Origin of the sequence: uncultured Acinetobacter sp., assembly GCF_947626835.1 — a bacterium.
In the GTDB taxonomy this organism is placed as follows: domain Bacteria; phylum Pseudomonadota; class Gammaproteobacteria; order Pseudomonadales; family Moraxellaceae; genus Acinetobacter.
Map to the genome: position 1 here is coordinate 66,950 of NZ_CANQTS010000004.1, position 25,173 is coordinate 92,122.

At 40.2% G+C, this 25,173-nt stretch carries 35 protein-coding genes and 1 tRNA gene; 18 read left to right on the forward strand and 18 right to left on the reverse strand.

Features of this window, described 5'->3' with window-relative positions:
- Window positions 1-26: 26 nt before the first annotated feature.
- The 9 genes from Q0Z55_RS03725 to Q0Z55_RS03765 form a co-directional block, all read right to left on the reverse strand.
- Window positions 27-446, reverse strand: coding sequence for a Mor transcription activator family protein (locus Q0Z55_RS03725; protein WP_297424315.1), 420 nt, complete (start codon window positions 444-446; stop codon window positions 27-29).
- Window positions 447-534: 88 nt separating this feature from the next.
- Window positions 535-990, reverse strand: a complete 456-nt coding sequence (locus tag Q0Z55_RS03730; RefSeq protein ID WP_297424318.1) for a hypothetical protein — start codon at window positions 988-990, stop codon at window positions 535-537.
- Window positions 987-1,220, reverse strand: a complete 234-nt coding sequence (locus Q0Z55_RS03735; RefSeq protein WP_297424321.1) for a hypothetical protein — start codon at window positions 1,218-1,220, stop codon at window positions 987-989. The genes Q0Z55_RS03730 and Q0Z55_RS03735 overlap by 4 nt, the downstream gene beginning before the upstream one ends.
- Window positions 1,217-1,420, reverse strand: a complete 204-nt coding sequence (locus Q0Z55_RS03740; RefSeq protein WP_297424324.1) for a hypothetical protein — start codon at window positions 1,418-1,420, stop codon at window positions 1,217-1,219. Before Q0Z55_RS03740 ends, Q0Z55_RS03735 begins: the two co-directional genes overlap by 4 nt.
- Window positions 1,417-2,007, reverse strand: a complete 591-nt coding sequence (locus Q0Z55_RS03745) for a hypothetical protein (protein ID WP_297424327.1) — start codon at window positions 2,005-2,007, stop codon at window positions 1,417-1,419. The genes Q0Z55_RS03740 and Q0Z55_RS03745 overlap by 4 nt, the downstream gene beginning before the upstream one ends.
- A complete protein-coding gene (locus Q0Z55_RS03750) occupies window positions 2,004-2,228 on the reverse strand; it encodes a hypothetical protein (protein WP_297424329.1) in 225 nt (74 codons plus the stop codon). Before Q0Z55_RS03750 ends, Q0Z55_RS03745 begins: the two co-directional genes overlap by 4 nt.
- Window positions 2,225-2,992, reverse strand: a complete 768-nt coding sequence (locus Q0Z55_RS03755) for an ATP-binding protein (protein WP_297424332.1) — start codon at window positions 2,990-2,992, stop codon at window positions 2,225-2,227. The genes Q0Z55_RS03750 and Q0Z55_RS03755 overlap by 4 nt, the downstream gene beginning before the upstream one ends.
- Before the next feature lies 1 nt (window position 2,993).
- Window positions 2,994-3,980, reverse strand: a complete 987-nt coding sequence (locus tag Q0Z55_RS03760; RefSeq protein ID WP_297424335.1) for a replication protein — start codon at window positions 3,978-3,980, stop codon at window positions 2,994-2,996.
- A 52-nt stretch (window positions 3,981-4,032) separates the two neighbouring features.
- On the reverse strand, window positions 4,033-4,308 hold the full coding sequence (locus tag Q0Z55_RS03765; protein ID WP_297424337.1) for a hypothetical protein: 276 nt from the start codon (window positions 4,306-4,308) through the stop codon (window positions 4,033-4,035).
- A 333-nt stretch (window positions 4,309-4,641) separates the two neighbouring features.
- Between Q0Z55_RS03765 and Q0Z55_RS03770 the strand changes: the two genes are divergently transcribed.
- The 3 genes from Q0Z55_RS03770 (at window position 4,642) to Q0Z55_RS03780 (ending at window position 6,201) form a co-directional block, all read left to right on the forward strand.
- Window positions 4,642-5,316: a LexA family transcriptional regulator gene (locus Q0Z55_RS03770; protein WP_297424340.1), complete on the forward strand. Its 675-nt coding sequence runs from the start codon at window positions 4,642-4,644 to the stop codon at window positions 5,314-5,316.
- Between the two features lie 59 nt (window positions 5,317-5,375).
- Window positions 5,376-5,558, forward strand: coding sequence for a hypothetical protein (locus Q0Z55_RS03775; protein ID WP_279734069.1), 183 nt, complete (start codon window positions 5,376-5,378; stop codon window positions 5,556-5,558).
- Window positions 5,559-5,652: 94 nt separating this feature from the next.
- Entirely contained in the window at window positions 5,653-6,201 is a 549-nt protein-coding gene (locus tag Q0Z55_RS03780; protein WP_297424345.1) for a PH domain-containing protein, read from the forward strand.
- 145 nt (window positions 6,202-6,346) lie between these two features.
- On the opposite strand, the gene Q0Z55_RS03785 is transcribed toward Q0Z55_RS03780, so the two are convergent.
- A complete protein-coding gene (locus Q0Z55_RS03785; protein ID WP_297424348.1) occupies window positions 6,347-6,622 on the reverse strand; it encodes a hypothetical protein in 276 nt (91 codons plus the stop codon).
- Between the two features lie 169 nt (window positions 6,623-6,791).
- Here Q0Z55_RS03785 and Q0Z55_RS03790 point away from each other — a divergent pair, with 169 nt between their 5' ends.
- The 12 genes from Q0Z55_RS03790 (at window position 6,792) to Q0Z55_RS03845 (ending at window position 11,564) form a co-directional block, all read left to right on the forward strand.
- On the forward strand, window positions 6,792-7,127 hold the full coding sequence (locus tag Q0Z55_RS03790; RefSeq protein ID WP_067725153.1) for a hypothetical protein: 336 nt from the start codon (window positions 6,792-6,794) through the stop codon (window positions 7,125-7,127).
- 48 nt (window positions 7,128-7,175) lie between these two features.
- Window positions 7,176-7,976: a DUF2303 family protein gene (locus Q0Z55_RS03795; protein WP_297424358.1), complete on the forward strand. Its 801-nt coding sequence runs from the start codon at window positions 7,176-7,178 to the stop codon at window positions 7,974-7,976.
- Window positions 7,977-8,054: 78 nt separating this feature from the next.
- Complete coding sequence (locus Q0Z55_RS03800; RefSeq protein WP_297424362.1) at window positions 8,055-8,321, forward strand: hypothetical protein; 267 nt, start codon at window positions 8,055-8,057, stop codon at window positions 8,319-8,321.
- Window positions 8,321-8,530, forward strand: a complete 210-nt coding sequence (locus Q0Z55_RS03805; protein ID WP_297424365.1) for a helix-turn-helix domain-containing protein — start codon at window positions 8,321-8,323, stop codon at window positions 8,528-8,530. Before Q0Z55_RS03800 ends, Q0Z55_RS03805 begins: the two co-directional genes overlap by 1 nt.
- Window positions 8,531-8,544: 14 nt before the next feature.
- Entirely contained in the window at window positions 8,545-8,853 is a 309-nt protein-coding gene (locus Q0Z55_RS03810) for a hypothetical protein (RefSeq protein WP_297424367.1), read from the forward strand.
- On the forward strand, window positions 8,853-9,284 hold the full coding sequence (locus Q0Z55_RS03815) for a hypothetical protein (protein WP_297424368.1): 432 nt from the start codon (window positions 8,853-8,855) through the stop codon (window positions 9,282-9,284). The genes Q0Z55_RS03810 and Q0Z55_RS03815 overlap by 1 nt, the downstream gene beginning before the upstream one ends.
- Window positions 9,284-9,700 (forward strand): hypothetical protein, encoded by a 417-nt coding sequence (locus Q0Z55_RS03820; RefSeq protein WP_297424370.1) that lies wholly within the window; start codon window positions 9,284-9,286, stop codon window positions 9,698-9,700. The genes Q0Z55_RS03815 and Q0Z55_RS03820 overlap by 1 nt, the downstream gene beginning before the upstream one ends.
- Window positions 9,687-9,959 (forward strand): hypothetical protein, encoded by a 273-nt coding sequence (locus tag Q0Z55_RS03825; RefSeq protein ID WP_297424372.1) that lies wholly within the window; start codon window positions 9,687-9,689, stop codon window positions 9,957-9,959. The genes Q0Z55_RS03820 and Q0Z55_RS03825 overlap by 14 nt, the downstream gene beginning before the upstream one ends.
- 1 nt (window position 9,960) lies before the next feature.
- Complete coding sequence (locus Q0Z55_RS03830; RefSeq protein ID WP_297424374.1) at window positions 9,961-10,170, forward strand: hypothetical protein; 210 nt, start codon at window positions 9,961-9,963, stop codon at window positions 10,168-10,170.
- Complete coding sequence (locus tag Q0Z55_RS03835) at window positions 10,167-10,445, forward strand: hypothetical protein (protein WP_297424376.1); 279 nt, start codon at window positions 10,167-10,169, stop codon at window positions 10,443-10,445. Before Q0Z55_RS03830 ends, Q0Z55_RS03835 begins: the two co-directional genes overlap by 4 nt.
- On the forward strand, window positions 10,442-10,726 hold the full coding sequence (locus Q0Z55_RS03840; RefSeq protein WP_297424378.1) for a hypothetical protein: 285 nt from the start codon (window positions 10,442-10,444) through the stop codon (window positions 10,724-10,726). Before Q0Z55_RS03835 ends, Q0Z55_RS03840 begins: the two co-directional genes overlap by 4 nt.
- A 187-nt stretch (window positions 10,727-10,913) precedes the next feature.
- Window positions 10,914-11,564 (forward strand): hypothetical protein, encoded by a 651-nt coding sequence (locus Q0Z55_RS03845; protein ID WP_297424380.1) that lies wholly within the window; start codon window positions 10,914-10,916, stop codon window positions 11,562-11,564.
- Window positions 11,565-11,634: 70 nt separating this feature from the next.
- Here Q0Z55_RS03845 and Q0Z55_RS03850 read toward each other — a convergent pair whose 3' ends face one another.
- The 8 genes from Q0Z55_RS03850 to efp all read right to left on the reverse strand — a co-directional run bounded on the left by Q0Z55_RS03850 (window position 11,635) and on the right by efp (window position 19,972).
- Window positions 11,635-12,645 (reverse strand): site-specific integrase, encoded by a 1,011-nt coding sequence (locus Q0Z55_RS03850; RefSeq protein ID WP_297424382.1) that lies wholly within the window; start codon window positions 12,643-12,645, stop codon window positions 11,635-11,637.
- Between the two features lie 175 nt (window positions 12,646-12,820).
- A tRNA-Val gene (locus Q0Z55_RS03855) sits at window positions 12,821-12,897 on the reverse strand.
- 33 nt (window positions 12,898-12,930) lie between these two features.
- Entirely contained in the window at window positions 12,931-14,880 is a 1,950-nt protein-coding gene (locus Q0Z55_RS03860; protein ID WP_297424384.1) for a DUF3488 and transglutaminase-like domain-containing protein, read from the reverse strand.
- A gap of 3 nt (window positions 14,881-14,883) precedes the next feature.
- Window positions 14,884-15,789, reverse strand: coding sequence for a DUF58 domain-containing protein (locus Q0Z55_RS03865; RefSeq protein ID WP_297424386.1), 906 nt, complete (start codon window positions 15,787-15,789; stop codon window positions 14,884-14,886).
- Between the two features lies 1 nt (window position 15,790).
- Window positions 15,791-16,708 (reverse strand): MoxR family ATPase, encoded by a 918-nt coding sequence (locus tag Q0Z55_RS03870; RefSeq protein ID WP_297424388.1) that lies wholly within the window; start codon window positions 16,706-16,708, stop codon window positions 15,791-15,793.
- Window positions 16,709-16,823: 115 nt separating this feature from the next.
- Window positions 16,824-17,126, reverse strand: a complete 303-nt coding sequence (locus tag Q0Z55_RS03875) for a CstA-like transporter-associated (seleno)protein (protein WP_297424390.1) — start codon at window positions 17,124-17,126, stop codon at window positions 16,824-16,826.
- Window positions 17,127-17,136: 10 nt separating this feature from the next.
- Window positions 17,137-19,236 (reverse strand): carbon starvation CstA family protein, encoded by a 2,100-nt coding sequence (locus tag Q0Z55_RS03880; RefSeq protein ID WP_297424393.1) that lies wholly within the window; start codon window positions 19,234-19,236, stop codon window positions 17,137-17,139.
- A gap of 166 nt (window positions 19,237-19,402) precedes the next feature.
- A complete protein-coding gene (gene efp, locus Q0Z55_RS03885; protein WP_297424396.1) occupies window positions 19,403-19,972 on the reverse strand; it encodes an elongation factor P in 570 nt (189 codons plus the stop codon).
- A gap of 336 nt (window positions 19,973-20,308) precedes the next feature.
- On the opposite strand from efp, the gene epmB reads away from it, so the two are divergent.
- From epmB to Q0Z55_RS03900, 3 genes are read left to right on the forward strand one after another with little or no spacing between them, the layout of a single operon-like run.
- Entirely contained in the window at window positions 20,309-21,322 is a 1,014-nt protein-coding gene (epmB, locus tag Q0Z55_RS03890) for an EF-P beta-lysylation protein EpmB (RefSeq protein WP_297424398.1), read from the forward strand.
- Between the two features lie 9 nt (window positions 21,323-21,331).
- Window positions 21,332-23,065 (forward strand): GTPase, encoded by a 1,734-nt coding sequence (locus Q0Z55_RS03895; RefSeq protein WP_297424402.1) that lies wholly within the window; start codon window positions 21,332-21,334, stop codon window positions 23,063-23,065.
- Complete coding sequence (locus Q0Z55_RS03900) at window positions 23,047-25,131, forward strand: EAL domain-containing protein (protein WP_297424404.1); 2,085 nt, start codon at window positions 23,047-23,049, stop codon at window positions 25,129-25,131. The genes Q0Z55_RS03895 and Q0Z55_RS03900 overlap by 19 nt, the downstream gene beginning before the upstream one ends.
- Window positions 25,132-25,173 lie beyond the last annotated feature (42 nt).

Below are 25,173 nucleotides of genomic sequence, written 5' to 3' on the forward strand. Positions count from 1 at the left end.
TAAGAGTGCAAATTATTTTTCATTATTCACAATTTAAAAGTCATTTGCTGGTTGCTTAACTCTGTTCCGTAGACTCTTGAAACAACTCTTTCGGTTACATTAAAAATATTCGCAAGCTCTTGAACCCCAAAGCCATACTTCATCATTTGGCGAATACCGTTGTCGCGTGTTTTCAAAATGATTTGCTTACACTGAGCCAATACAAGCAACTCTCCGCCAAATTCTTTTGAGAGTTTTTCCGCATCTAGATAGCCAAGAGTTTTTACAAGGAAATGATTCATTTCGAGCCTTTTCAGTGTTGGCACATAAAGAAATAATTGCCCTTGTCCTGCACGTTTTTCTGTTTTGTATCGCGGGCACTGGCTGACAAGATAAAGCGCATTTTGTCGACCAATGACCTCAGCAATACTTCTTAAATCCCCATTTAAATCATTAATGCGTTCCATATCAGTCCTTTTGGTGTCTAGCTATACGGTGAAATACCAACATTTCTGCATCACGTGTGTTTTAGCGCTGCATTAATCCCTATTCCCCTCAAAACTTCGCAAATCTTTTAAATACCAACATAGCTGCATCACGTGCATGCTCATTCGTGCGACCAGTCCAACCGGTCCTACGTTTAAAATCTGCTGCTTTCATTTTTGTTGCATTTGCCGCTGGGTGAATCATCTTGAAATTAAGACCTTGCTCAGTGCACCAGTCTTCCCAAATTTGTGCATCACGTTTAACCGATCCAACGCCTTCGCGAATTCCTGCCCCACTTCTGGCTTGTCGAGCATCAGCACCACCAAACCAGGTACGTTTTCGTGCATCTTCGATATAAAGCATGATGTCTTTAAGATCGTGCTCATCTTCCAATTCAAGAACACTTTGCATGGCTTGAGTAATACTGAGACTTTCCACCTTTTGAAGCACACCACCTTCACCATGGTCGAATGCCACGGCGAAGCCTGTATGAACACCAGTATCGATACCGATGAGGATTTTCACTTAGAGTCACCTCGCAGGGCATCTTCAACCTTGATAGCAAGAAAAACGCCTAACACTCCAGATTCATGACAAGCAACCAACGCCTTATCAATCTGACCCTGCAACCCTGCACACTCACTTTTCTTCTGGTTGAGTTTGGATTTAAGTTGAGCAATCTCATAATGCAGGCTATCAACCAAACAACCATCACAAAATCCCACTTCGCCATGCTCTAAGCATTGATGCTTCATACAACAAACTCCATGTCACCCTTACACCAACACACATACCCAATCTGAACAGTTAAATCGCGGTACCCAATACCCTGATCAAAATCAAACAATCGATCACCCCGGATATATTTCAACTGCAGGTAAAACGGTTGGTTCATGAAAAAGGCTTCGTACTCTTTGCGCTTGTCCGGGCATGTACCTGATTGAATTAAACTCATGCAGCTACTCCCAAGCCATTACCCAAATTAATTAACTGAATAGCCTTAAATTCTCTTGCACACGCCAAATTTCTAAATGCTGAAAAACAAGTAACTACATACGGCTGTTTAACAATTTTAAAGTCCGGTCCAGCGGTTGCATGGAAGTAATCGTTCATCAAATTATTCGCGCCCTTCCATTCGGTTTTTAAGCCAGCTTCCATGATGTAAATCGGTTCCTCGCCATTTTCTCTATCAGCACCACATAAGAACTGGCCATACGTCATACGCTCTGGTACAGCTATTTCATAATCAAGCTCAATAGATGCACCATTTGGGTGTTCTGCATATATCTTGTAAGCAATATGAAAGCTTTGTTCTGAATCAATCAAACCTTTGCGAAAAGCAATCACTAGATCACCCTTCACCATAGTAAGCATGTGTTCAAGTTCTGGACCTTCATGCTCTGATCTGCCATTCAATAACTGCCATAAATCCATCTGCAGGTTTTCTTCAATAGCTTCACCTGCAAATTGAAATTTACGCACTGGATTAGGTAGCGGTTTATTTGGGTTGTATTTCTTATTACGCTTTACTGGCTTCTTCATGCTACTACCTCAATCACTGCGCCAAATTCACCGATTAGATCGGCTTGCTGTTCACACCAGGCTTTACGAAATGCAATCTCATCCGTTTTTAATTTGCTGTGTTTATTTGAAAAATACACAGCATGACCAGAGCCACCCTTCTTCATTAGAGATTCACACGCATTCAATTCAGGACTAAGTACCGCATTGCTGAATTGTGATAAATGTTCGAGTCTGGTCATGCTGCACCCCCTGTACGAGCATCAGCCCAAATACATTCAACCAGGCGAGATCCGTTATCGTGAAAACGAGACCATAGACGATCACCCATCCATTTTTTTAATGCCGGTGCATCAAAGTTAGATACAAGGATTGTGCTTTTCATGTCGTCATAACGCTTGTAAAGCAACTTATGTACAGCTTCACGCTTCATATCATTCATGCTTTTGGCTTTACCATCAGCACTTGCACTTGAATCGTGCAGACCTACTTCATCAACGATCAGAAAATCATACGAAGCCAATTCATCAATTACGGATTGCTCTGTTTGGTCTTTGCGGTTCCAACTGCCCATGATCTTTTCAGCAATTTCAGCACTGGTGATGTAGCGAACACTTTTCTTAGAACGCAACAAGTAACGGCCAGTACCACAAACCAAATGTGTTTTACCTGTACCGGTGCTTCCAACTAACATCAAATTTTTATTCAGGCCTAATTCCAAGTCCTTTGAAAAATTCACACATGCTTCAAGTGCAACTTGCTGACCTGGTGTTTTCACCGAATAACTTTTCAAAGTGCATTCAGCATGACGGCGCGGGAAAAATGCCTGTTTTATGCGAGTGCTGATCCATTGTTCCGATTGGGCATTCGCTTCATTTATTTTTGATTTCTGTACAGCTTCAGTCGCGCATTGCGGGCAAATCGTATTACCCACAATCACAACCATATTCACTTGATGAGTCGGGCAGATCGCCGTTGAATTCTCTAATTTAAACATTGAAGTCATCTCAGTTGAACTCCTCACCAAGTACCAGTGTTGGCACAAAATTAGTTGCTGGTTCTTGCGCTTGTAGTTTGTCAGTCCAGTAGGCGTTTACGTCAGTGTGTTGCTGTTGAGCAGGTGTTTGAATCTCATCAGCCCAACGTTCGTTGAAAATCCAAGTCGTTGGCATTGGTACGTATTGACCGTCGTTCTTGGTCCAATCATCAGACTGCTTTTGTTTTTCAAGTGAAATCATGATCGATTCAAATGAGGTCTTTTTGAAATCAATGCGTTTGAATTTTTCAAATGCTGTTTTTTTTGATTTCTTGTTTGGATATGCAGACCAGAACAATTCGAAGTTTTTCAAAAGTTGATTTTCTGATTCCGCTTTTGCTTTTGCCTTGGCTTCCAAGTTGGCTTTCGCTTCCTGTTCCGCTTTTTGTTTTTCAAGACGTTCAGCTTCTAATTTTTGCTCAACAAGAACTTGATCCTGTTTTGCTTGGTCATGTGCGTTTTGCACATAAATACTTTCTTTAAAGTTTTCTTTAAATATATCTTTAACAGTCCCCCCATGATCGGGGGTAGTTTTATCCCCATGATCGGTGGTGGTATACCCTCCCTCATCGGGGGTACTGCCGTTTGTAGGTGGTACTACCGTTTGGCGGTGGTGGTTAAGGGTCAATGTATAAACATTTGTTGCACCAGTTTTACGAGACACATGGATCAATTTAAGTTGCTCTAATTCACGCACGGCGCGAGAAAAAGTTTCTTCTTTGCTAATCCCTGTTTTCGTACGAGCAAGACTGCTACCCACCTGGCATGAATTGCTACCGAATCCATAAGCCATACGAATAAGGAAGTCCAAAACCTTGTATGCATTACCACTGAGTTCAGACATCAAACCCGAATCAATAATAAAGTTTGGTTTTTTTGTATACCCACCCATAAAAACCTCTGAATCTTTCCCCAAAGGCTTTGATAAACCTTGAAAATTTGATAAACTTAATGCCATGTTCATTTTCTTCTACCCGATGATTTTGAATTAAAAAGCCTGATCCCCGAGATCAGGCTTTTTCTTTGCCTAAATCCCTGTGAATCCCTTCCGATCCCTCTGTCAAAAGTACTTCGGTACTCAAATCCCGCAACAAAGCTGATACTCCCAAGCGCTCAAATGATTTTGCTTGTAAATTAAGTACATGCCACTCACCTGCGATTTCTTTCTCAAGTAAATACGCAAGATATTGAGCAAGGTCTTTGCCTTTAATATTTGAGAGAACTTTTGCTCGTTCATGGTTCTCTGGAGACAAACGGACATGTGTAGATTTCTTTTCGAGACTCATAAATTCACCTATATGATTGATGCTGATTTTGAAATTTTCTCAATTAACAAATCTAGCGCCTTGCCTTTTTCATACTGCACGCTTTGTTGGGTTTCTTTGAGAATCCGGGAAACTGAGCTTTGAGTAATACTTGTCTCTTCGCTGATTTTTTGCTGTGTATACCCATTTGAGCGCAGAAATAGAATTTTCTCTTTTAGGGTCATTGTTAATACCTCTCACCTTATTATTGCTATTTTATGCATATTTGCATAGCTGTCAATGCATAAGTGAGTTATTACTTTTTATTTATGCTTTATCGCATAAAATGTTTATAAAATAATGGTTGTGATTGCTATGAGTTACTTAAGAACCAACATTGAATATTTTCTAGATAAGTACAAAACAAACCCAAATGATCTTGAGCATAAGAACCCAAGGATTAAGCAGTCCACAATTTTTCGCATTCAGAGCGGGGCGACAAAAGATCCAAGAAGATCAACTCTTGAGCCATTCGCTGAATGGGCCGGAGTTTCTGTAAGTGATTTATTTGAGGTTGATTTTAGGGAGACAGGCAACTCATTAAAATTAGACAACAATGTTGACTTATCTAAAAAAATAGCTATTGAAGGTCGACCTATTCCTGTTATCTCTTGGGTTCAAGCAGGTAGTTGGACTGGTGTTGAGAGTGTCCCCCACGATACAGAATTTACTGAATGGCTCCCACCCAATGCAGATTGTGGAAAGAATGGTTACGCATTGGTGGTTAAGGGTCTTTCTATGTCGCCAAAATTTGACCCCGAAGATCGTATCTATGTGAACCCAGATATTCAGACATTCGACTTAAAAACTAATGATCTTGTTATTGTGTCTTGCGCTGGTGATCACGAAACAACTTTTAAAAAATTAATTATTGAAGGTAATGAGAAATATCTACAGCCATTAAATCCACTATGGCAAGAAAAAATAATGCAGCTCACTGAGGATTGCCGCCTAGTTGGTAAGGTTGTTGGGTTATATAGAAAAATTTAGATAATCAAAGAAAGCACCAAATTTGGCGTGCCGAATAATTTAAGCAGCAAGGAAACAAAATGGATAACTCAAAATTACCTATCAATCAAATTATTGAAAAATTAAAACAAGCCTCTGAGAGTAAGCAAGGAATTACTCTAAATTCAGATGAGGTTGTTGAGTTATATGAGGAGTTTAAAGACCTTGTATACATACCTGTTTTAAGTATGGAAGAACTTGCTGAGTTAAGTAAAAAGGATTGAAAACGGAAGCTAACCCATTTTTTAATAAGCATGTAGAAAATATAACGATTCTGCATCATATTCCGTAGAGCCATAATTTTTAAAAGGACAAAGCATGCCAAATTTAGAAGAAATCAAACAACAATTATCACATGTTAGTGGTATGGAAAATCTCTTCGGTAGAAAAGAAATCAAAGAACTACCATCTATCCTATGGGATGACGAAATTGTCGAGGGTATGATTACTGGGACATACAACAATGGTTTAGGTGCCTTATTTGTTACGAATAAACGATTAATATTTGTAGATAAAGGATTGTTATTTGGTTTAAAAGTAGAGGACTTTCCTTTAGATAAAATAACATCTGTTCAGTATGAGACAGGATTATTATTAGGAAAAATTACTATCTTTGCTTCTGGTAATAAAGCTGTAATTAAAGATACAGATAAAAATTTGACTAGAATATTTGGTGAAATTGCTCGAGCTAAAATAGAAAACTTTAATAAAAAACCAGAGACTACAAATACTCAAAAATCATCAGAAAATGTTGAGCTAAGTATGGAAGATAAAATTCAACATTTGGAACGCCTATTAAAACTAAAAGAGGCAGGTATTTTGACCGATGAAGAATTAGCTACACAAAAAGCAAAAATTTTAAATTAATTGTGAACCCGACACAGTCCTTACAACAGATCGGGTGGAGATAAAATGAAGGCTTTACTAATTTTAAAAGACCACCAATTTAACTTAAATCGATTCAATGAGGTTGCGCAGGTTAAATCAAGCAAAGGCTACGAAATACTATCAACTAGTGTTTTTCTTTTTGAGCTTGAGCATGCTTCTCATCTTCTAGCAAATACACAAAGTTGGCTAAACGCTCAAGAAAAGTCTTACCGTGTAATATACCTTCAAGACGAACCTGTACACTTTGATTATCCGAAGAACAACATATTGGACACTCTTTAGGCTCTACAGGATTAAGAAACATCTCCAACTGAGTAATAGCAGACTTAATATCTTCAGCTTTTAAAACCCCTTGAGCTATTAAAGCCAACATAAGATTATATTTTTGCTCTTTTGACATAACAAACTCCAACCAACCCACCCCAGCGGTGGGTTTTCTTTTGTCTATTAAATCATATTTAAAAAAAATAATGCACTTTTGCATAATTTAGTATTGCATTAAATAATGCATATATGCATATATGCATAATTATTCCCGTACACATCATAACCAGATACGGGAAGAGATCATGTCAAACAAACAAACCGATGCACCCCAATTCGTTGCCGACCTATCAGGCGGTAATTTCGCACAACAACTTGGTATCGCAATTTCAGAAGTTGCTCAAGGCGTAGTGGCTAACGGCAAAAAAGGCCAAGTGAAAGTAACTATCGATATCGCACGTATTGGTGAATCGAACCAGGTCAACATTTCACACACCCTTGCCTATGTTGAACCAACTGCAAAAGGTAAGCGCTCAGAAGACACCACATCTGAAACGCCTATGTATTTAAACAACGATGGTAGCGTCACCATTTTTGCCAATCACACCAGTCAATTGTTTAAAGAATTCGAAAGATCTTAAGCACCCCTTTCGCCCTTTAATTTTTAACTACCAATAGGAACATTCCAAATGGAAAACACAGAAGCAAATACAATTGTTGAACTAGCAAAACCAGTTGAAAACTTAGGCCGTGGCGATCTAGTTGCCATCAATGACAACTATAAAGTTTTGGATTTGGAAAAATACCAAGATGGTCGTAATCGTGCACGCGGTGTTCTAAATACACCTTCTCTTGAAGACTTCAAAACTTATGTATTGGATGCTCAGTCTGGAGATGCCCCTGTATTTGTTGATCATAAAAATGTAAGTGCTACGGCGGTATTAAATTACTCTGAAGAATTCCATGCTCAAGGCCATTGCGACCACCTGGCTAATCTAAAACTTGAACCTACTGTTGTCTGGTCGAAATTAAATTCACTTAAAGATCGTAAATTGTCGCAACGTGATTTTGCTGTATTTATTGAAGATTGGGTAAGCGTATTAGAAATTACCGATGCTGATGGCAATGTAATTTCTGGTGCTCAAGCATTAGCGGCAATTCGTAACATGAAAATCGATTCTTCGGTCACAGTCGATAACTCAGTTGGCAATTTATCAGAAAGCCGTTCTCGTTTTGATAAGGTTGAAGCGCGTTCAAAAGAAGAATTCACCCCTGCTTATTTCAAAATTCATGATTCTGCTTATTTGGGCTTAGATGAACGTCTTATCGTTTTGCGCCTGATCATTAATACAAATGATGACAAGCCTGTGTTCTCAATTCAGATCGTCAAAGAAGAATTGCTGTGCAATGAGATTGTTCAGGAATTTAAAGAAAAAGTAATCGACTTACTTCCTGAAAATCCAGTTCGTATCGGAACATTTGCAGCTTAATTTTAGACATTAAAAAGCCCTGATGCTTTCGACGGGATCAGGGCTTCATGTAAACACTTGCAAGCTTACGAGGCAATTATGAATCTAAACCCTTCACACAGTCAAACACCACAGTTTGGTAATAACAAAAGTCAAACGACTGCGATCCTTCACCGCGAACCAACGTATGAAGAAATGCACGGCAAGCCTGCGAATGTTTTCGCAAATATTAGTGCGTTTCTATTAATCGCAATCACGGTCTTGGCGTTGTCTTATATGTATTTGCGCAGTTCTGAAAAAGAAATTCAATTTCAAGAAGAACAGTCTTTGGCGCGCCAGGCTGAATACAAAGGAGTAAATCAATAATGACAACCCTGTTCCCTGCTGAGTTTTTCGACACCAACCATGGCACGGCGTACCACAAAGCCTTGGCTCAATTTGAAAAACCATTGCTTAAAGAAGTGCTCATTCGCTGCCATGGTAATCAAACCAAAGCAGCCGAGATTCTAGGTCTTAACCGTGGCACTTTTCGTAAAAAAATTATTCAACACAAGCTTCACAAAGAAGTTAATTAAACCGGTGGTTGGTAATGGATCTACAAATTAAATACCTGACAGCTGAGCCAGAAGGCACCAAGCATATTCACTTCCAACTTGCCGGACCATTTGAAACTTGGATTTTAAACGGCGGTTACCAGGCTAAATTTATTAAACATGCGGCAGTTGTTCGTTACAGCATGGCAAATAAAGAAACGCTTGAAATTGATGGCACCGGGAAAATGAATACTGCAGCACAGAAACGCTATGCGATTTTTCTTAAGCAGTATTTGAAAGTGGGTAAATCGTTAATTGAGTCTTTGCGTGCCCAGGCACCAAAAATATTGAAGGTGGCAGCGTGATGAAAAAAGTTATGCAGACAAAAACAGGGATTGGTGGGAACTGTGAAGGTGCAACACTCGCAACCTTACTTGGTTTGGATATTAATGATATTCCTGATTTTTGGGAAGGTTGTGACAAGTCAAAGCCGACGTGCACGATTGAAGGCGCAAAGTATCAAGCGAATCTTGATAGATTCCTTGCAAGCAAAGGATTTAAGGCAATTTCTTTAGGCTTTCACGAGCCAAGTGAAGATTCCGAAAGTTGGGTGCGTGATATTTCCACGAGTGCAGGAATTAAGCATCTGGTTAATGGTATTTCACCGCGTGGCTATATGCATTCTGTGATTTATAAAAATGGTCAATTATGGCATGACCCACATCCTGAAGGTGGCGGAGTAAAACCATGTCAAATTACCTTTCTTCACCCAATTTTTGATGATGAGGTGGCGTGATGGATATTGAAAAATTAACAAAGGATCAAGCAGTCATTATTTCAGGATTTACCGGTATTTTGTGCGGTGAGTTTTCAGACTTTCATGCTGATGTTGAAAAACGTTTAGGTCGTGGTGTTCAGACTTTTGAACTCGCAGATAAGAAGTTCTGGAATGAAACAGTAAAGCCACTATACGCATCTGATTTTATCGAAATTGGCACGATTGATTCAAAAGCAGCCAAAGCCCAAGCATCTTCAAATTTGCACTATGAAATATTAGTTAAATCAATCATTGAGCACGTGGATTCACATTTAGAAAATAACTTCATTGATAACGATCCGTTTGATAGGGGTTGGAGTGCTGCGATGCGATGTGTTCGGAATAATATAACTAGGGTATCGAAACGTAAGGATCTAGCCAATGAGAAAAATTAAACTTCTAAAAATAAGCCATATCGAACCGGGTGGCTTGATTGCTGAAAGTGGGTCGGATCTAGCAAAAGCGTTTAGCAATACTTATTTTAATCAAGCAGCAAATGAAATTGCTGATCAGAGTGAAATTGAAGCATTGCACTTCATGGGTAGTGTTGCTGGCCATGCTTTATCTCAAATGTTCCAAAACTTAGATATAAAGCAACTTGACTCTGTTTTAGCTCAGATTCGCAGTTATGTAATTCAGGAACAAGGGAGCTGATATGGCTGAAATACTCGAAATCGCAAAAGATTTTGCCGAAGACTTGGCTCCACATGTAATCAGTCAAACAGGTACAGTCAAAACGCTTACTGCAGAGCAGGTATCTGCGCTTTATTATATCGCTGTTGATTTTTGGATGCGAAATGATGAGCCAAATGTGAATGTGAAGCTGCCATTTGAGGTTTTGAAAAGTTTGCGGGAGGTGTCATGAGTGATGCAGTGAAATACTTTCAAAAAAATGGGCTTCAAGCATCGAAAGAACTTGTAGGTATGGGCTTTGGGTTTGTCAGCCCTGAAGGTGATCTTTCATTTCATACCGAGCAGTTGAAGCAATTGGTTGAAAGTCATGAGTTGGTGAGTGATTACTACGGTTTAGCTAGAGCAAAAGAACACGCTGAATCAAATTACACAGCGCCAGAACTTAAGGCTGCCTTAAAACAAGCCATCGCAGATGTTGAAGCATGCAAAAGATTGGAGGTGTCATGATAGGAGTTTTTCAAATCACCGTACAAGGTGAAGCACCTCAGCTATTTGTAGGCTCTGAGGTGGGCGGTGCAAAGATTGTATCGATCAAGGATGTAAGCCCAAAACTGGTATCCGCTTCTGAATTGGCTCAGCAGTATGGGATTAGTGTTGATGCGGTCCGTGATCGCTGTGCAGAGATCAACAAAGGTACTCGTGGAAAATGCCTTTACGATCCAGAGCAGGCGAATTTGATTTTGACTGCTAGGCCTGTGGCTAAACGTGGTCGCCAACGTAAAAATTAACTCAAGCCCCAATTAAGGGGCTTTATTCGTTATATCGGGCTGAAGAATAGTAATTTTTTAAATAAGCTTAGGTGAGAAAATCTTATTAGTCGCTAATCATATTTACAATCAATACATTAGCTTCGCTATTACAGGATTTTGCGAATATGATAGTTAGAAGATCATTAATATAAAGCGTCTGGCGCATATGAATATAACACCAAAAACCGAGAATCTAACACTGTCTCAACAAGCTGAGTTTATAGCTCTAGTCACAACCTTTAGTGTAATTATTGGGGTGTGCTACAAAGTTGGGTTTTATCAATCAAAAGGGGTGGAAGCTTTATGGATATTGCAGCTTTTTAACCCTTCTGATTTTATTAAGGCAAATTTAGAAGTATATGGATTTTATACTGTTGCAGCTTTATATATGGCAAAAGTATTTGACCAAAAAATTGAAGAAAGGTCTTTGGAATTTACCGTACAAGGTGTAATTATGATTTTTCTAGCCATTTTTTTCTATTTTTCTATTGATTACCCATTAGTTTTTTATGGCTACATATTCTTTAGTTTTTTAGCTTTCTATTTAGTTTTGTATCGAAAACTTGTTGGTAAATCTATAGGTATATTGATCTTGTTGTTTATACCTTGGCATATGGGAGGGAGCGCGATAGAAAATGTAGGAGGTATAAATAAATTACCAACTGCTATTTTGGAAGAAGTGAATAGCCCTAAGACTTGGTATCTATTAGATCAATATTCTGATAAAGCAATTTTGATTAGCAATGGAATTGAAAAAAATGATTTTAAAATAATTGATCTAAAAGATATTAAATACATTGAGAATAATTCCAAGTAATCACATAGCAAACCCGATCTGATCACCTCCACAGCAACCCTATTCAACCAACCACTGAATAGGGATTTTTTTATGCATCCATCATATCCGCAATATCTTCAACATCCGGGTTGTAATAAGTATTCACCAGTACCTTAATATTTTTATGCCCTGTCACCTTCGCCAATACTTCTACCTGCAATTTCTGATTATTCACGAATCGAGTAATAGCTTCATGGCGCGTGTCGTGGAAATGGATATCTGATAACCCTACTTTCGCTTTACGGCGTTCCCACATCAATCTGAAGGCATTTTCATTTTGTGGAATCAGTTTAGGACCATCATGATCAATCAGATCCAAAAGAGATAAAGCCTTTTTCGTCAGGGGCACATTTCGAGCATCGCCATTTTTGGTTTTAGGCAAATGCACATGCCTATCGTAAATCTCTGACATTGCAATGCCTAGGATTTCACCACGGCGCATTGCCGTTTCTAATGCGAATAGAAAGGCCCATGCAACATAGTGCTCTGGTAATGTTGGGGTTTGCCCTTCACGATAATTCAATCCCTCTAAAATGAGCTGAATCTCCTCATCACGAATACGTCGATTACGTGCTTTCGGTTTAGCCGGTTTCTTAATACCCATCCATGGATTGTTATCTAATAGAAATAGTTCTTTAACCGCATAACTGAATACAGAAGAATAAAGCGCAATCTCACGAAGGACCGTATTTGCACCAACCTCTTTTAATCTTTTATTGCGCCAGGTGGTTAAATGTTTTGGTGAAATTTCATGAATAGACATATCTGCCAGTGCACCAAATTTTTCATCAAACGGCGCTAATTGTTCTTTGACGTATTTGGATCCGCGAAGCTTTCGGCCCTGCTCATCATAGTATTTATGAAAAAGTGTTTTGAATGGATAGTGATGCTTTACACCCGAATCCTCAGCAAGTTGATTTGCTTTTGCCTCAAGCATTTTTTGCGCTGCCCATTGCTCGCATTCTTTTGCAGTATCACGAGTTGCAGATGAGCGCTTGCCATTGATCATGATCTCAATATAAAAAGCTTCACCACGCTTACGAGGCTTCGGTAATTTCATGACGTAAATTCCAAAAGTCTTGACGTAATCTTGACGTAAATTTAACTGCAATATCGGCAAAAAGTAGCGATTATAAAGATAGTGCAGATAACGGCGTACATTACTCAAGACAATAAAAAAGGGTTTTAAGCTATTGTTTTCGCTTAAAACCCTTATAACATAACGTTTGGAATCTTGGTAGGTATAAGCAGACTCGAACTGCTGACCTCTACGATGTCAACGTAGCGCTCTAACCAACTGAGCTATACACCTAGAATGCTAAGCATATTAATGCAAAGCATTGAGTTAAAACAAGGGTTTTAGAGTTTGATTTAATTCAAGCGCGCACTTTTTAAGCATTTTCTTTACATCAGGCGCTAATTTTTGTGGACTGTGTTGCCCATAACGCCACTGTTGGTCGTAGGCTGCTAAATTTACTAAAAATTGCGCACTCTCAGCATCGAGTTGTTGACTTAAACGAAGCAGCCATGCGGCATGGCTTTCGGCATGTTGCTTTTGCAAAGGCAAAGCCAACTGACAGTTAAAATAATGTAAGTTACGCTCATAAGGTGATTGCTGCCGATAGATCTGAACATAACGATAAGCCAGCACCAATATCATCAGCAGTGCAATAGCACTGATCATAAATAAAGCCAAGCGTAATGGCGTAGACAAGCCAAATTGAGATAGCCAATTGACTTGACGATTTTGGTCATAACCCACCACTTTACTTTGCCACTGATAAGCCACAAAGTCGCTCCATACCTGCATACGGTTACGCCATGCCCACTGCTGCTGTTTAAATTCAGATTGTTGTAACAGACTGGTTTGAATACCGGATTCAATGCGCTCAGGTGCAATTACAGCTGTAGGGTCAATACGCTGCCATTGCCCCTTAAGCCAAACTTCACTCCATGCATGTGCATCAAGTTGGCGCACTTCCCATGTTTTGCCATCAGGTGCCGCTTGCCCACCTTGATAGCCGACTACCACACGTGCCGGAATGCCGACATAACGCATCAGCATGACAAAGCTTGAAGCATAATGCTCACAAAACCCTTGGCGTTGGCGAAATAAAAAGTCATCGATATGATCGTTTTGCAGACGTCCGGGGTTTAAGTTATAGCCAAAGCCTTGCGATTTATACCAATTTAATACTTGAGCAATATAGACCTCAGGCCGAACACCACTTTGCTTAAATAACTCTTGCGCCAAACGCTGTGCTTGTAAATCTTTGCTGCTTAAATAATTTTGGTTGGCTTTTAAAACCTGAACAGAAATTGGGTGTATGTTTTGTTTGCCTAACCAAATCAAATCAATAGGAGCGGTATGGCGTTGTAAGCCTTTACGAATTGCGCCATCGTGTTGCACATAGTAACCCGGTTGGCTCGGTACTGAGGTTTCTAAGCCCATAATCCATTTGGGCTGTTTTTCTGCGGCAAGGTATTGATAGTTTAAGCGTGCTATAGGTTGCTCGGTATATCGAAATAGCGGTTGTTGATTGCGCTGACTTGCAGTCCAAGTATACCCATCATATTCATCCAAAACCATGGCGCGCCAATACAGCTGCGACTGTGGAGGTAAAGCAGCAATATTGGTCACAATACGAAATGCCAGTTCACTCGATTGGGATAAATTGGCAATATCGCCCGGTGCCATGCTGTCACTCATGCCGGTAGTGGCATCGCCACCTTGCAGTGGCATATGCCAAAGCGGTGGCAAACGTGGGAAAAATAAAAATAACAGCATAAAAAATGGCAGTGCATACCCCAAGACTTTGGCAACCTGCCGCGCATCTTGAGGGAAATCTGCTGCAATTTTAAATTTAAGCTGATGTAAACGATAAAAACCGACCAAGCAACTGGTTAAACTTAACAGCATCAACAGCGTCATCCAAACACTTGAGCTATATAAAAAACTGCTGGCGCTAACAAATAAAGCAAAATTAAACACCACCAACCAATCCCGTGGTTGATGACTTTCTATGACCTTAGCAAATAAAAAGCTGATTAAAATGGCAACGCCAGCTTCTATGCCCAAAAATGTTCCGTATTGTATATAAACAATGCCTAGAGCCAACAAGATCACAGCAAAATTGACAGCTTTGGGTAAGCGATGCTGTTTTTGGCTGCTTACAGCAAATACCAGCAATACCACAATCAATAATGCCACCAATAGCATGGGCATAAACATGGCTTGTGCAATCAGTAACAGCGTTAAGCTCAGCAAAATTGCATCACGAATGGTCTTTGGCATCGCTTAAGCCTCCGCCAATATACGTTTGGCACGCTGTAATTGTGACGTCCCCTGCCCTAAGCTCAATTGGTTATGCGGCAGTTGCAGCGTATAAGCGAGCTGTTGTTGTTCACATTGTTCAACCAAGCCCATCATCAGACTCAATTTTTGCTCATGACCAACGGCAGGCATGTGCATATAGTCAATCTCAACATGTTGCTGCTGAGCATGTGGGGCAAAATTTTTAATCTGCATGCCTTGTCCACGTGCGAGTTGCTTCCAAGCCACTTGGCTTAATCGGTCACCAATTTGATAAGTTTTAAGCTCATAAAATTCATCAAAGCCGGCGTGTTGAATGGCGTGGCGTTGTTCCTGTTCAAATGGCGCAGGCGATGGTGCAACCCAAGTCACCAAATGGTCTTTAAAATAAAAATCACTCCACGCGCGTACTAAGCCCAAAGGATAACCTGAACTGATCCGAAGGCGAGGATAATAAAATGCACCACGCGTTTGCGCGTCAAAATTGATGGACAATTGTTGCCGTGCATCTTGTACATAGATGTAATGACGTTGGGCATTACATTCAATCAGTACATAACGCGAGCATGGCTTTAATCGACTTAAACTCACTGTCAATTGTATAGAATGCCCCACTTGTGACACTTGAGCACAATCAATTTGAACATTAAGATCTTTGAGTTGTAAATAAGCTAAATAAAAACTGATCGCAAGTACTGCACTGAGCAAAAAACAAAAGCCTAAAATCAGGTTATTGGCGTAATTAACGCCGGCAATAAAGGTAATCAAAATCAGTAACACATACAGATAGCCTGAGCGATGCAAAAACACCAAGATATCTTTGTGCTGCAAGCATTTTTGACCTTGCCACAAAAAACGTTGTTCCAGCCAACTTTGCCAACGCTGCCGCATTTTAAACCACCAAAACCTGTTGCATAAGGGCATGGGTGTGTTCATCGCTTAAACCCAAACGATGCGCCGCCACTGGCACAAATACCGCTTGCACATCATCACTACTGACAAAATCACGCCCTTCAATGAAGGCATACGCTTGTGCAGCTTTTTTTAAGGCCAAGAGCCCACGGGTGGATAAACCATGCCGATTTTTTCGGGTTTCTTGAGCCAGATCAAGTAAGTAATCAATGACCGTCTGATTTAAATGCACCTGCTCTACCTTGGCCTTAAAATCCATAATTTCATCAACACTAAAAACTGCGTTTAAGTCAGACAATAGGCTTTGGCGTGAACGTTGTTGTAATAACAATTGTTCGGCTTGGCGCGAGGGATACCCTAAAGATAGACGCATTAAAAAGCGATCGAGTTGCGATTCAGGCAAGGCATAAGTGCCGCTTTGAAACAACGGATTTTGCGTGGCAATGACCCAAAATGGCTGCGGTAAAGCATAGCGCACTCCATCTACACTCACATAGCCCTCCTCCATGGCCTCAAGTAGAGCACTTTGGGTTTTCGGACTACAGCGGTTAATTTCATCGGCCAATAAAATTTGGCTAAACACTGGACCTTTTTTAAACTCAAATTGTTGGCTATGCTGATTAAACAGATTAATCCCAATCACGTCACTGGCCAACATGTCATTGGTAAATTGAATGCGCTGAAAATCAAGCCCAGTTAAATGCGCCAAGCTACTGGCCAATGTGGTTTTGCCTAAACCGGGTAAATCTTCAAACAAGACATGACCACCTGCCAACAAACAGGTTAAAGCTAATTTGGTTTGTTGTGGTTTATCTAAGATAATTTGATTGAGTTGCTGTAAAAATTGCGCAATTTTGTTGTGCTGTACAGTCGTGTGTGTTTGTGTGCCCCAAATCACTGATTTTTATCCCCAATCAAAAATAGTGTGGCTTTAACATACACGGCTTTTTGATTGGGGTAAAACAAGATTTAAAAAGCGCCCCAAAAGGCGCTTTTTTATTTACATGCACAACTTAACACGGACACTTTTTCATCCCGCCACCTGCCGATGGATAACGTGCATCGACACAGTAACGGTAAAAGGTTTTGGCATCCATAGGCGTTAAATCCGGATGGTGCTGCTGCATATGTTTTACATAATTGTCATAATCTGGCACACCCACCATTAAGCGAAAACTTTGCTGTAAGCGCTGCCAAAGTGTTGCAATACGTGACCAATTTTTAGGATTAAAAATCAGCTCTTTTTGCGACATGATGGTCATTTTAATGATCTTATAAATGACCGTTTTACCACTTTGGGCAAATTTAAGTTTCATGGACTGCTCCTTAATGATGGGCTTGAGGCTTGATTTCCTCAGGATCACGATAAATCGCTTCGGATTCATTCACACTTGGCTCAGGATTTGCCAAAGCACGGCGCACCACTTTAATGGCTGCAAATAACATCACAAACGCCACAATCATAAAGAAGGCACATAGACCTGCATTAATTTGATTGGACAATGCCACAGTTTGCATCTCGGCGACACTTTTTGCTGGGGCTAATAGTTCATTGTTAGCAATTGCTGTATTAAAACGCTCAGCTTGGGCCAAGAAACCAATTTTTGGATTTTCATGGAAAATCTTTTGCCAACCTGCGGTCATCGAGGTAATAAACAAGAAAATGGTCGGGACAATCGTGACCCATACATATTTTTGTTTTTTCATTTTAAATAAAATCACGGTACCTAGCATCAGTGCCATAGCCGCTAAAATTTGGTTACCAATACCAAACAGTGGCCATAAGCTGTTAATGCCGCCAAGCGGGTCAACCACACCTTGATAGACAAAGAAGCCCCAACCAGACACGGCAACGGCAGTGCCCAATAAATTACCAAAGAAGCTGGATGAATTTTTCACCGCAGGAATGACAATACCCACCGTATCTTGCACCATAAAACGACACGCACGGGTACCGGCATCGACTGCTGTTAAAATAAATAATGCTTCAAACAAAATGGCAAAGTGGTACCAAAACGCCATCATTTCACGGCTATTAAAGATTTCGGTAATGATATGTGCCATACCAATGGCAAAAGTAGGTGCACCACCAGTACGCGATAAAATTGAGCTTTCACCCACTTCTTGAGCTAATAAGGTCAGTGCTTCAGGTGTAACCACAAATCCTAAGTTACGCACTGCTTCAGCTGCAGATTCAGCTGTCGTGCCCAATAAGGCTGCTGGTGAGTTAATGGCAAAGTAAATCCCAGGGTCAAGTACCGCGGCACAAATCAGCGCCATGATCGCCACAAAAGATTCCATCAACATGCCGCCATAACCGATCATTCGGATATCACGTTCATTGTTGACCAATTTTGGCGTAGTCCCCGACGACACTAAAGCATGGAAACCTGAAATCGCACCACAGGCAATGGTAATAAATAAGAATGGGAACATAGAACCTGCAAATACAGGACCTGTTCCATCCACAAATTGGGTAATCGCAGGCAATTTCATCTCAGGCATGGCAAAGACAATGCCTAATGCTAAACCTGCAATCACACCAATTTTTAAGAAAGTTGATAAATAATCACGGGGTGCAAGCAGCAACCAAACCGGCAATACCGAGGCCACAAAGCCATAAATGATCAGCGCCCATGTCAGCTCTGTACCTGATAAAGTAAATAAAGGTCCCCAATAAGGGTGCTGCGCAATATTTTCACCATAGATAATGCCCAGCATCATCAACACAAAACCAATAATGGAAACTTCTGCAATTTTACCCGGACGGATAAAACGCATATAAATGCCCATAAAGATGGCAATTGGAATGGTGGCTGCAATACTAAACACCCCCCAAGGACTATTGGTCAGCGCTTTTACCACCACCAGTGCCAGTACTGCCAAAATAATGATCATTACCCCAAGCGCACCCAGCATGACCGTGACACCGGCAAAAGTGCCTAGTTCTTGCTTGGCCATTTCACCTAAGGAGCGACCATCACGGCGCGTAGAGATAAACAGCACTAGAAAGTCTTGTACAGCGCCGGCCAATACCACACCCACCAGCAACCAAATAGTGCCGGGTAAATAACCCATTTGCGCGGCCAAAATCGGACCGACCAAAGGACCGGCACCGGCAATCGCTGCAAAGTGATGACCAAACAATACCCCTTTATTGGTGGGTACATAGTCCAAACCATCGGCTAAACGATGTGCTGGGGTTAAACGCCGTGCATCTAATTCAAAGACTTTGTTGGCAATAAATAAACTATAAAAACGGTAGGCAATACTATAAACACAGGCTGCGGCCAATACCAACCACACCGCATTAACTTGTTCACCTCGGCTTAAGGCCAAGATTGCAAATGAGACTGCCCCGACCACGGCGACAAGCAGCCACATCATTTTTGAAGATAGACTCATCTTCTGCTTTACATTTTCCATTTCATCCCTCATTTGTTTTGCATGTCAATCAGCTTGATTATTTTTGTTCGAGGTTCTGCTGTTTAGGTGACTTTACCCCTGTTGTTATGATGTTAATCTCCTACTTTGGCATAAAAAAAGGGATGATTTGCATCACCCCTTTTGATAATAGTCTATTTTTAAACCATTATGCACGTTCTAGGTAGTCACCTGTACGCGTGTCTACACGAACTTTGTCTTCTTGCTGAACAAACAATGGAACACGTACCACAGCACCTGTTTCAAGTTTTGCAGGCTTACCACCACCGCCAGACGTATCACCACGTACACCTGGATCAGTTTCAACGATTTGTAAAACTACAAAGTTTGGCGGAACTACGTTTAATGGCACACCATTGAACAACATGATGGTACATTTTTCGTTAGAATCGTCTTTTAACCATTTAGCCGCGTCGCCCATAGCCACTTTATCAGCTGCAATTTGTTCAAACGATACAGGATCCATGAAGTTCCACATTTCACCGTCGTTGTACAAATATTCCATTTCTACTTCTTGGATGTCAGCCGCTTCTAAAGACTCACCTGATTTAAAGGTTTTTTCTAACACTTTACCTGATTTCAGGTTACGTAATTTTACGCGGTTAAAAGCTTGGCCTTTACCTGGTTTTACGTATTCATTTTCCATGATTGAACATGGGTTACCATCAAGCATAACCTTAAGGCCTGACTTGAAATCATTCGTAGAATAATAGGCCATGACTGGCACACTCCAAACTAACTAATAAAATCTATAAATGCCTAATCAGCATTTACATCGCACAAGATCGGCATTTTACTGCGGATTAATTTCAACCAACAGAAAAATTCTCGCTTTTTGCAGTATGACTGCTTATGTTACGCGCGGATCGGAGCAAACCTAGGTTTATCCGTCCCTCACTTATCGGTAGAATTATCGCATACTTTAGCGACAGACAAAAAAGGGGTGGCCTTTTTTAGTCACTCAGGTTTATCTTAAGCGCGTTTTTTGCTGAAATTTTAAGCAAAAACCAGTGTCGCCCTTTCATCTCTCTGAGCATTATTTAAAGCATCCCGCATGATAAACTATTTATATCAAGAGCAAAACTGGCAATCACAATTGAGTGATTTAATTACCGATCCAGTAGAATTGCTCAATACCTTGCAACTTCCTGAGAGCTTATTACGAGGCGCCAATCTAGCCACAGCAAGTTTTAAACTGCGTGTGCCGCGTGCTTTTGTGGCTAAAATGCAACTGGGTAATCCTGATGATCCTTTGTTGCTCCAAGTCCTACCACATCACTTAGAACTTGAAGAACACCCAGAATTTGTAACTGATCCTTTGGGTGAAGAACACGCCAATCAACAACCTGGGGTGTTACATAAATATAAAAGTCGTTTTTTATTGACCTTAACCGGTGCTTGCGCGGTGCATTGTCGTTATTGTTTTCGTCGGCATTTTCCCTATCAAGACAATTTACCCAAACAGCAAGATTGGCTAAATATTAAACAGTATATTGAAAGCCAACCAGACATTAATGAAGTGATTTTAAGCGGCGGTGACCCTTTAACTTTATCCAATCGTAAGCTAGCTGAATGGATTGAACGTTTATCGAGCATCAAACAACTTAAATTTCTGCGAATTCATTCACGGGTTCCGATCGTAATCCCCAACCGTGTCGATGAACAGCTTATTTCCATCTTAAAAAACAGTAGGCTACGCATAATTGTAGTGATACACTCCAATCATGCTGCCGAATTAGACGATTTTACCTGCGGTAAATTAAACCAACTTGTTGAGCAAAAAATAGTCGTTTTAAATCAAGCAGTATTGCTCAAAGGTGTCAATGATTCAGCACAAACGCTCATTGATTTAAGCTATCGTTTATTTGATGCCGGAGTGATGCCGTACTATTTACATGTACTCGATAAAGTCAAAGGTGCACAACATTTTGACCTAGACTCAAGCGATATTGAGCAGATTTATAAGGATGTTTTAGCGAACCTACCGGGATATTTGGTTCCAAAACTAGTTCGAGAAATTGCAGGTGAAAACAATAAAACCCCGCTTTTTGGCACAACGAATTTTTGAGTTAAGATCATGACGACGCAAACTTCGGATTTATTTCAGACTCCAACGCAACTTAAGTTAGACAAATTAAGCTTTTGCCAACCTAATATTCAAAGTGTACAAGATTGGGTAGGTACACTGTCCATTTTACAATTGGGTGATTCTTCCAAAACGCTGTTTAATGCAGTATTGGAAATTTCTGAATTACAGTGTTCAGAAACACTGCGTTTTGACTTAATTCAAACCTTGCATCCCACCCTTGAGAATGTATTGGGCAGTCTAGAAAAGCATTTTCTCAATCAAGGCTTGATCTCAAGCGATCGTAATGACCATATCATTGAGCTGGCCACGCTCATTCGTTGTCACTTTAGTAAAATTTATATTGATATTACTAAACGTACACACCAACAATTGCAACAGTCATTTTCTGTATTTGCCTTTCGTAAAAAGCGCAATTTAAATACTGTGCGCACTATGGCTACCTATTATGCCTTGCAACAGATTACTGCGTTATTTTATCAACAACATATGCTCTATAGCGCGCCTTTACCCGGACAATGGTTAATCGCACATCAATTGCTGATTTGGGCAATGAAAAATGATTTCGAACACAGTAACATTAACCATATTCAAGGCACTGAGCATAAACTTAGTACCATCGCACAAGCCTATGCACGCTTAATGTTGCTTGAGGTCTTTAATACCCATCAAATTCGGCCTGCTGAAATTCAAGGCTTATATTTATGCAGTATGGATTGGGCGCGTTTAATTCAAGTCTTACCCAAAGAAACTACCTTATCGCGTTATGCAGTAGACACCCGTAAAGACCATCCACCGGTATATAACAATAACCATGCCAAAGCGTTAAGCCCCAATATCTTTATTGCCACACAAAAACTGCTTGAACACTTTAGTGATTTACAGCGCAAACAAAGCGAATATTTATCGAGTAATGAAAAAATGTTGCTCACGCCTGCGCTGCATTTTCATATTCATAATTTACTCAGCAATCAAACTGGGCGTCGATCAGAACGCTATGATTATTCAGCCCCTTTACGGATTTGTTTTAGTTTGGCCGTGGCACACTATTATTTGTCTCGCGGCAAAGCCTTTTATGACACCCTAGAATTAGACACACCATATAAATTGCATAACAATGCCCATATTATGGGGAATGTGAGCAAAGCAAATTCTGAAGAACCTAAACTTGTTGATCGTGAGGCACGTCAGATTTATTCAGCCGATGTGGTCAATATTAGCTTAAATGGTTATCGGATTCGTTGGAGTGGTGAAACCCCTAAAAACCTAAAAACTGGCGAACTCATCTTAGTCCAAGAAAATACACAAAGTTTATGGCGCTGTGCCACGATTCGTTGGATTAAACAAACCACTGACAAGAGCTTAGAACTTGGGATTGAAATTCTTGCTCAACACATGTACCCATGTGCACTGCATATTCGTAGTGAAAACAACATTAATAATTATCACGTTGCGCTATTGACGCAAAATATTGAGTTAGATTTGGTTAAAAATAGCCTGATCTTACCGGGCCTACCAATTTTTAGAGAAAAGCAAACTGTCTTTTTACGCTTGGGGAATACCGAGATTAAGGTTTATCTCGTGAAAACATTGTTGATTACACAAAGTTTTATGCAGTTTGAATATGAACTGCTTGATGAGAGTCAAAGCACCATCATGGAAAACTTTATTCATCAACAGCAGCACGAGATCAAACATCATCATTTATGGGAAGCATTGAAATGAGAAATCCACTCTTGTCAAAAAAGTTAAAGCAGACCAAAACTAGGCTTCTGATTATTGATGATAACCAAATTGGTTTTAATCAAATTTTTGACTTACTCAATCTCAATGAACATCAAGTTGAAGGTCTGTTGCTTGACGACCTCAATAGCTTTGAAAAGCAATTACATCTCCCTTGGGATTTGGTGATTTTTGGTCGTGCTTATGATTTACTTCTTGAACAGGCATTAAGCTTAATTCATGCGTCAAAGCAACCTTATTTGCCTGTGTTGTTATTACGTCCTGAAGACTACAACGAAACACAATATAGCCGTTATTTACATAAAGGCGTCTATGATGTGGTGAATTTACATACGCCTGATCATTTTTACTTAAGTTTAGTACGTGCCCTGTCTTTTAGCCGTTTGCAACAAAACCAAAGCCATTTACTTAGCGAACTGGAAATTGTGCAAAGCCACGCTCAAGCCTTGGTTGAGGAGAAAAAAAGTGCAGTGGCGATTATTCAAGAAGGTATCCACCTGCATGCCAATTCTGAATATCTAACCTTGTTTGGTTTTCAAGATGAAGATGACCTGATTGGTTTGCCGCTTATGGATGTCTTGCAACCGCAAAATGCCAGCGAGTTTAAAGCACGTTTTAAAAAAATCAGCCAAGGTCAGCTTGAACTTGGCCGCTTTAGCATCCACAGCAATCACCCATCCATTGGGCAAGATGCTGCCTTAAACCTTGAGTTTTTAAGCGCGGTTGAGCATGAAGATGCGCTGCAACTGAGCATTGATCAAGGTGGCCACATTTTAACGCTTTCACCTGTTACCGCTAAACCTCTTGAAACAGCAGCTGTGACCAAAGTGAGCACCTATCAACAGATCAATCGTCATGTGCAACAGCAACCGGCAAGCTTTAATGCCTTAGTGTTATTTTCACTAACCTCTTTTCCGATTGAAGTTCTGCAATACAAATGGCATACCCCTCATGACTATATCATGAGTATGAAAACCTTTTTAAGCGAACAAACGCATGCACCAATTTTTGAAATGGATGCACCAGTATATATCAGTGTGTTGCAAGCCGAGAGCAAAGAAAAGCTTGAATCAAAACTGATTGGTTTGACCAGTTTATTAAAACCGCAACTTTTAGTGGTCGGACAGCAAAGCTATCCACTGCATTTAAGTATTGGTTATCGCGTTATGGAACGCGAGTTTGAAGATGAGGCGCATTTAAAGCAGATCATGCATGATGCTTTTGCCCAACCTTTGCCAAGCAATTCACGCGAAGATGCTTTAGAACTAAATTTAGATGAAGTTGTGGTTGAAGAGCAGTTAAGTTTGCTCGATACCTTGCGCCACAATTTAAGCACTGGACAAGTGCATCTTAAATATCAACAGATCTATGATAAACATGATAGTGAATTACATGTCTATGAAGTCACCAGTGGCTTTATTTATAACAATACATGGATAGCGCTTGAAAACTTAACTGATTTAAATGAAGACCCAGCACTTTCGATTCAACTTGATCGCTGGATTTTGGTCGAAGCATGTAAACAACTGCATAACTTTATTACCCAGTATCCAAAAGCCAAGCTGATTGTGAATTTAAACAAACATGTCTTGCTTGAAGATCAAACCCTTGCCGAGCTGATTACAAAATTACTTAGCATTGTCGGTAGCAAAGAAAAACAGCCAATTTGGTTGCAGTTCTCCGAGCGAGATTTAAGTGAACATTTTGCCGAAGCACAAAAACATACCCAAGTGTTGATTGAGCATGGCGCAGCAATTAGCGCCCGTGATTTTGGCTACTCGATGTATAGCGAATCGATTTTAACGCAAATTGATTTTCGTGCAGTGACTTTACATGATGATTTAACTTTAGCTTTACATGATGAGCAGCAAACCCTTGAATTACAAGCACGTTTGACTGAGTTTAGTGAAATTAAACCCGTAGATATTATTTTGCATGGTTTAGATGATATGACGTTGTTTGCCAATTCTTGGAATCTTGATGCCCGTTTTATTCAAGGCGATTATTTCCAAAAGAAACTCGATCATTTAATTGCAGTTGATGATTAATGAAAAATGCGGGCATTGCCCGCATTTTTTTGCATAAAAAAA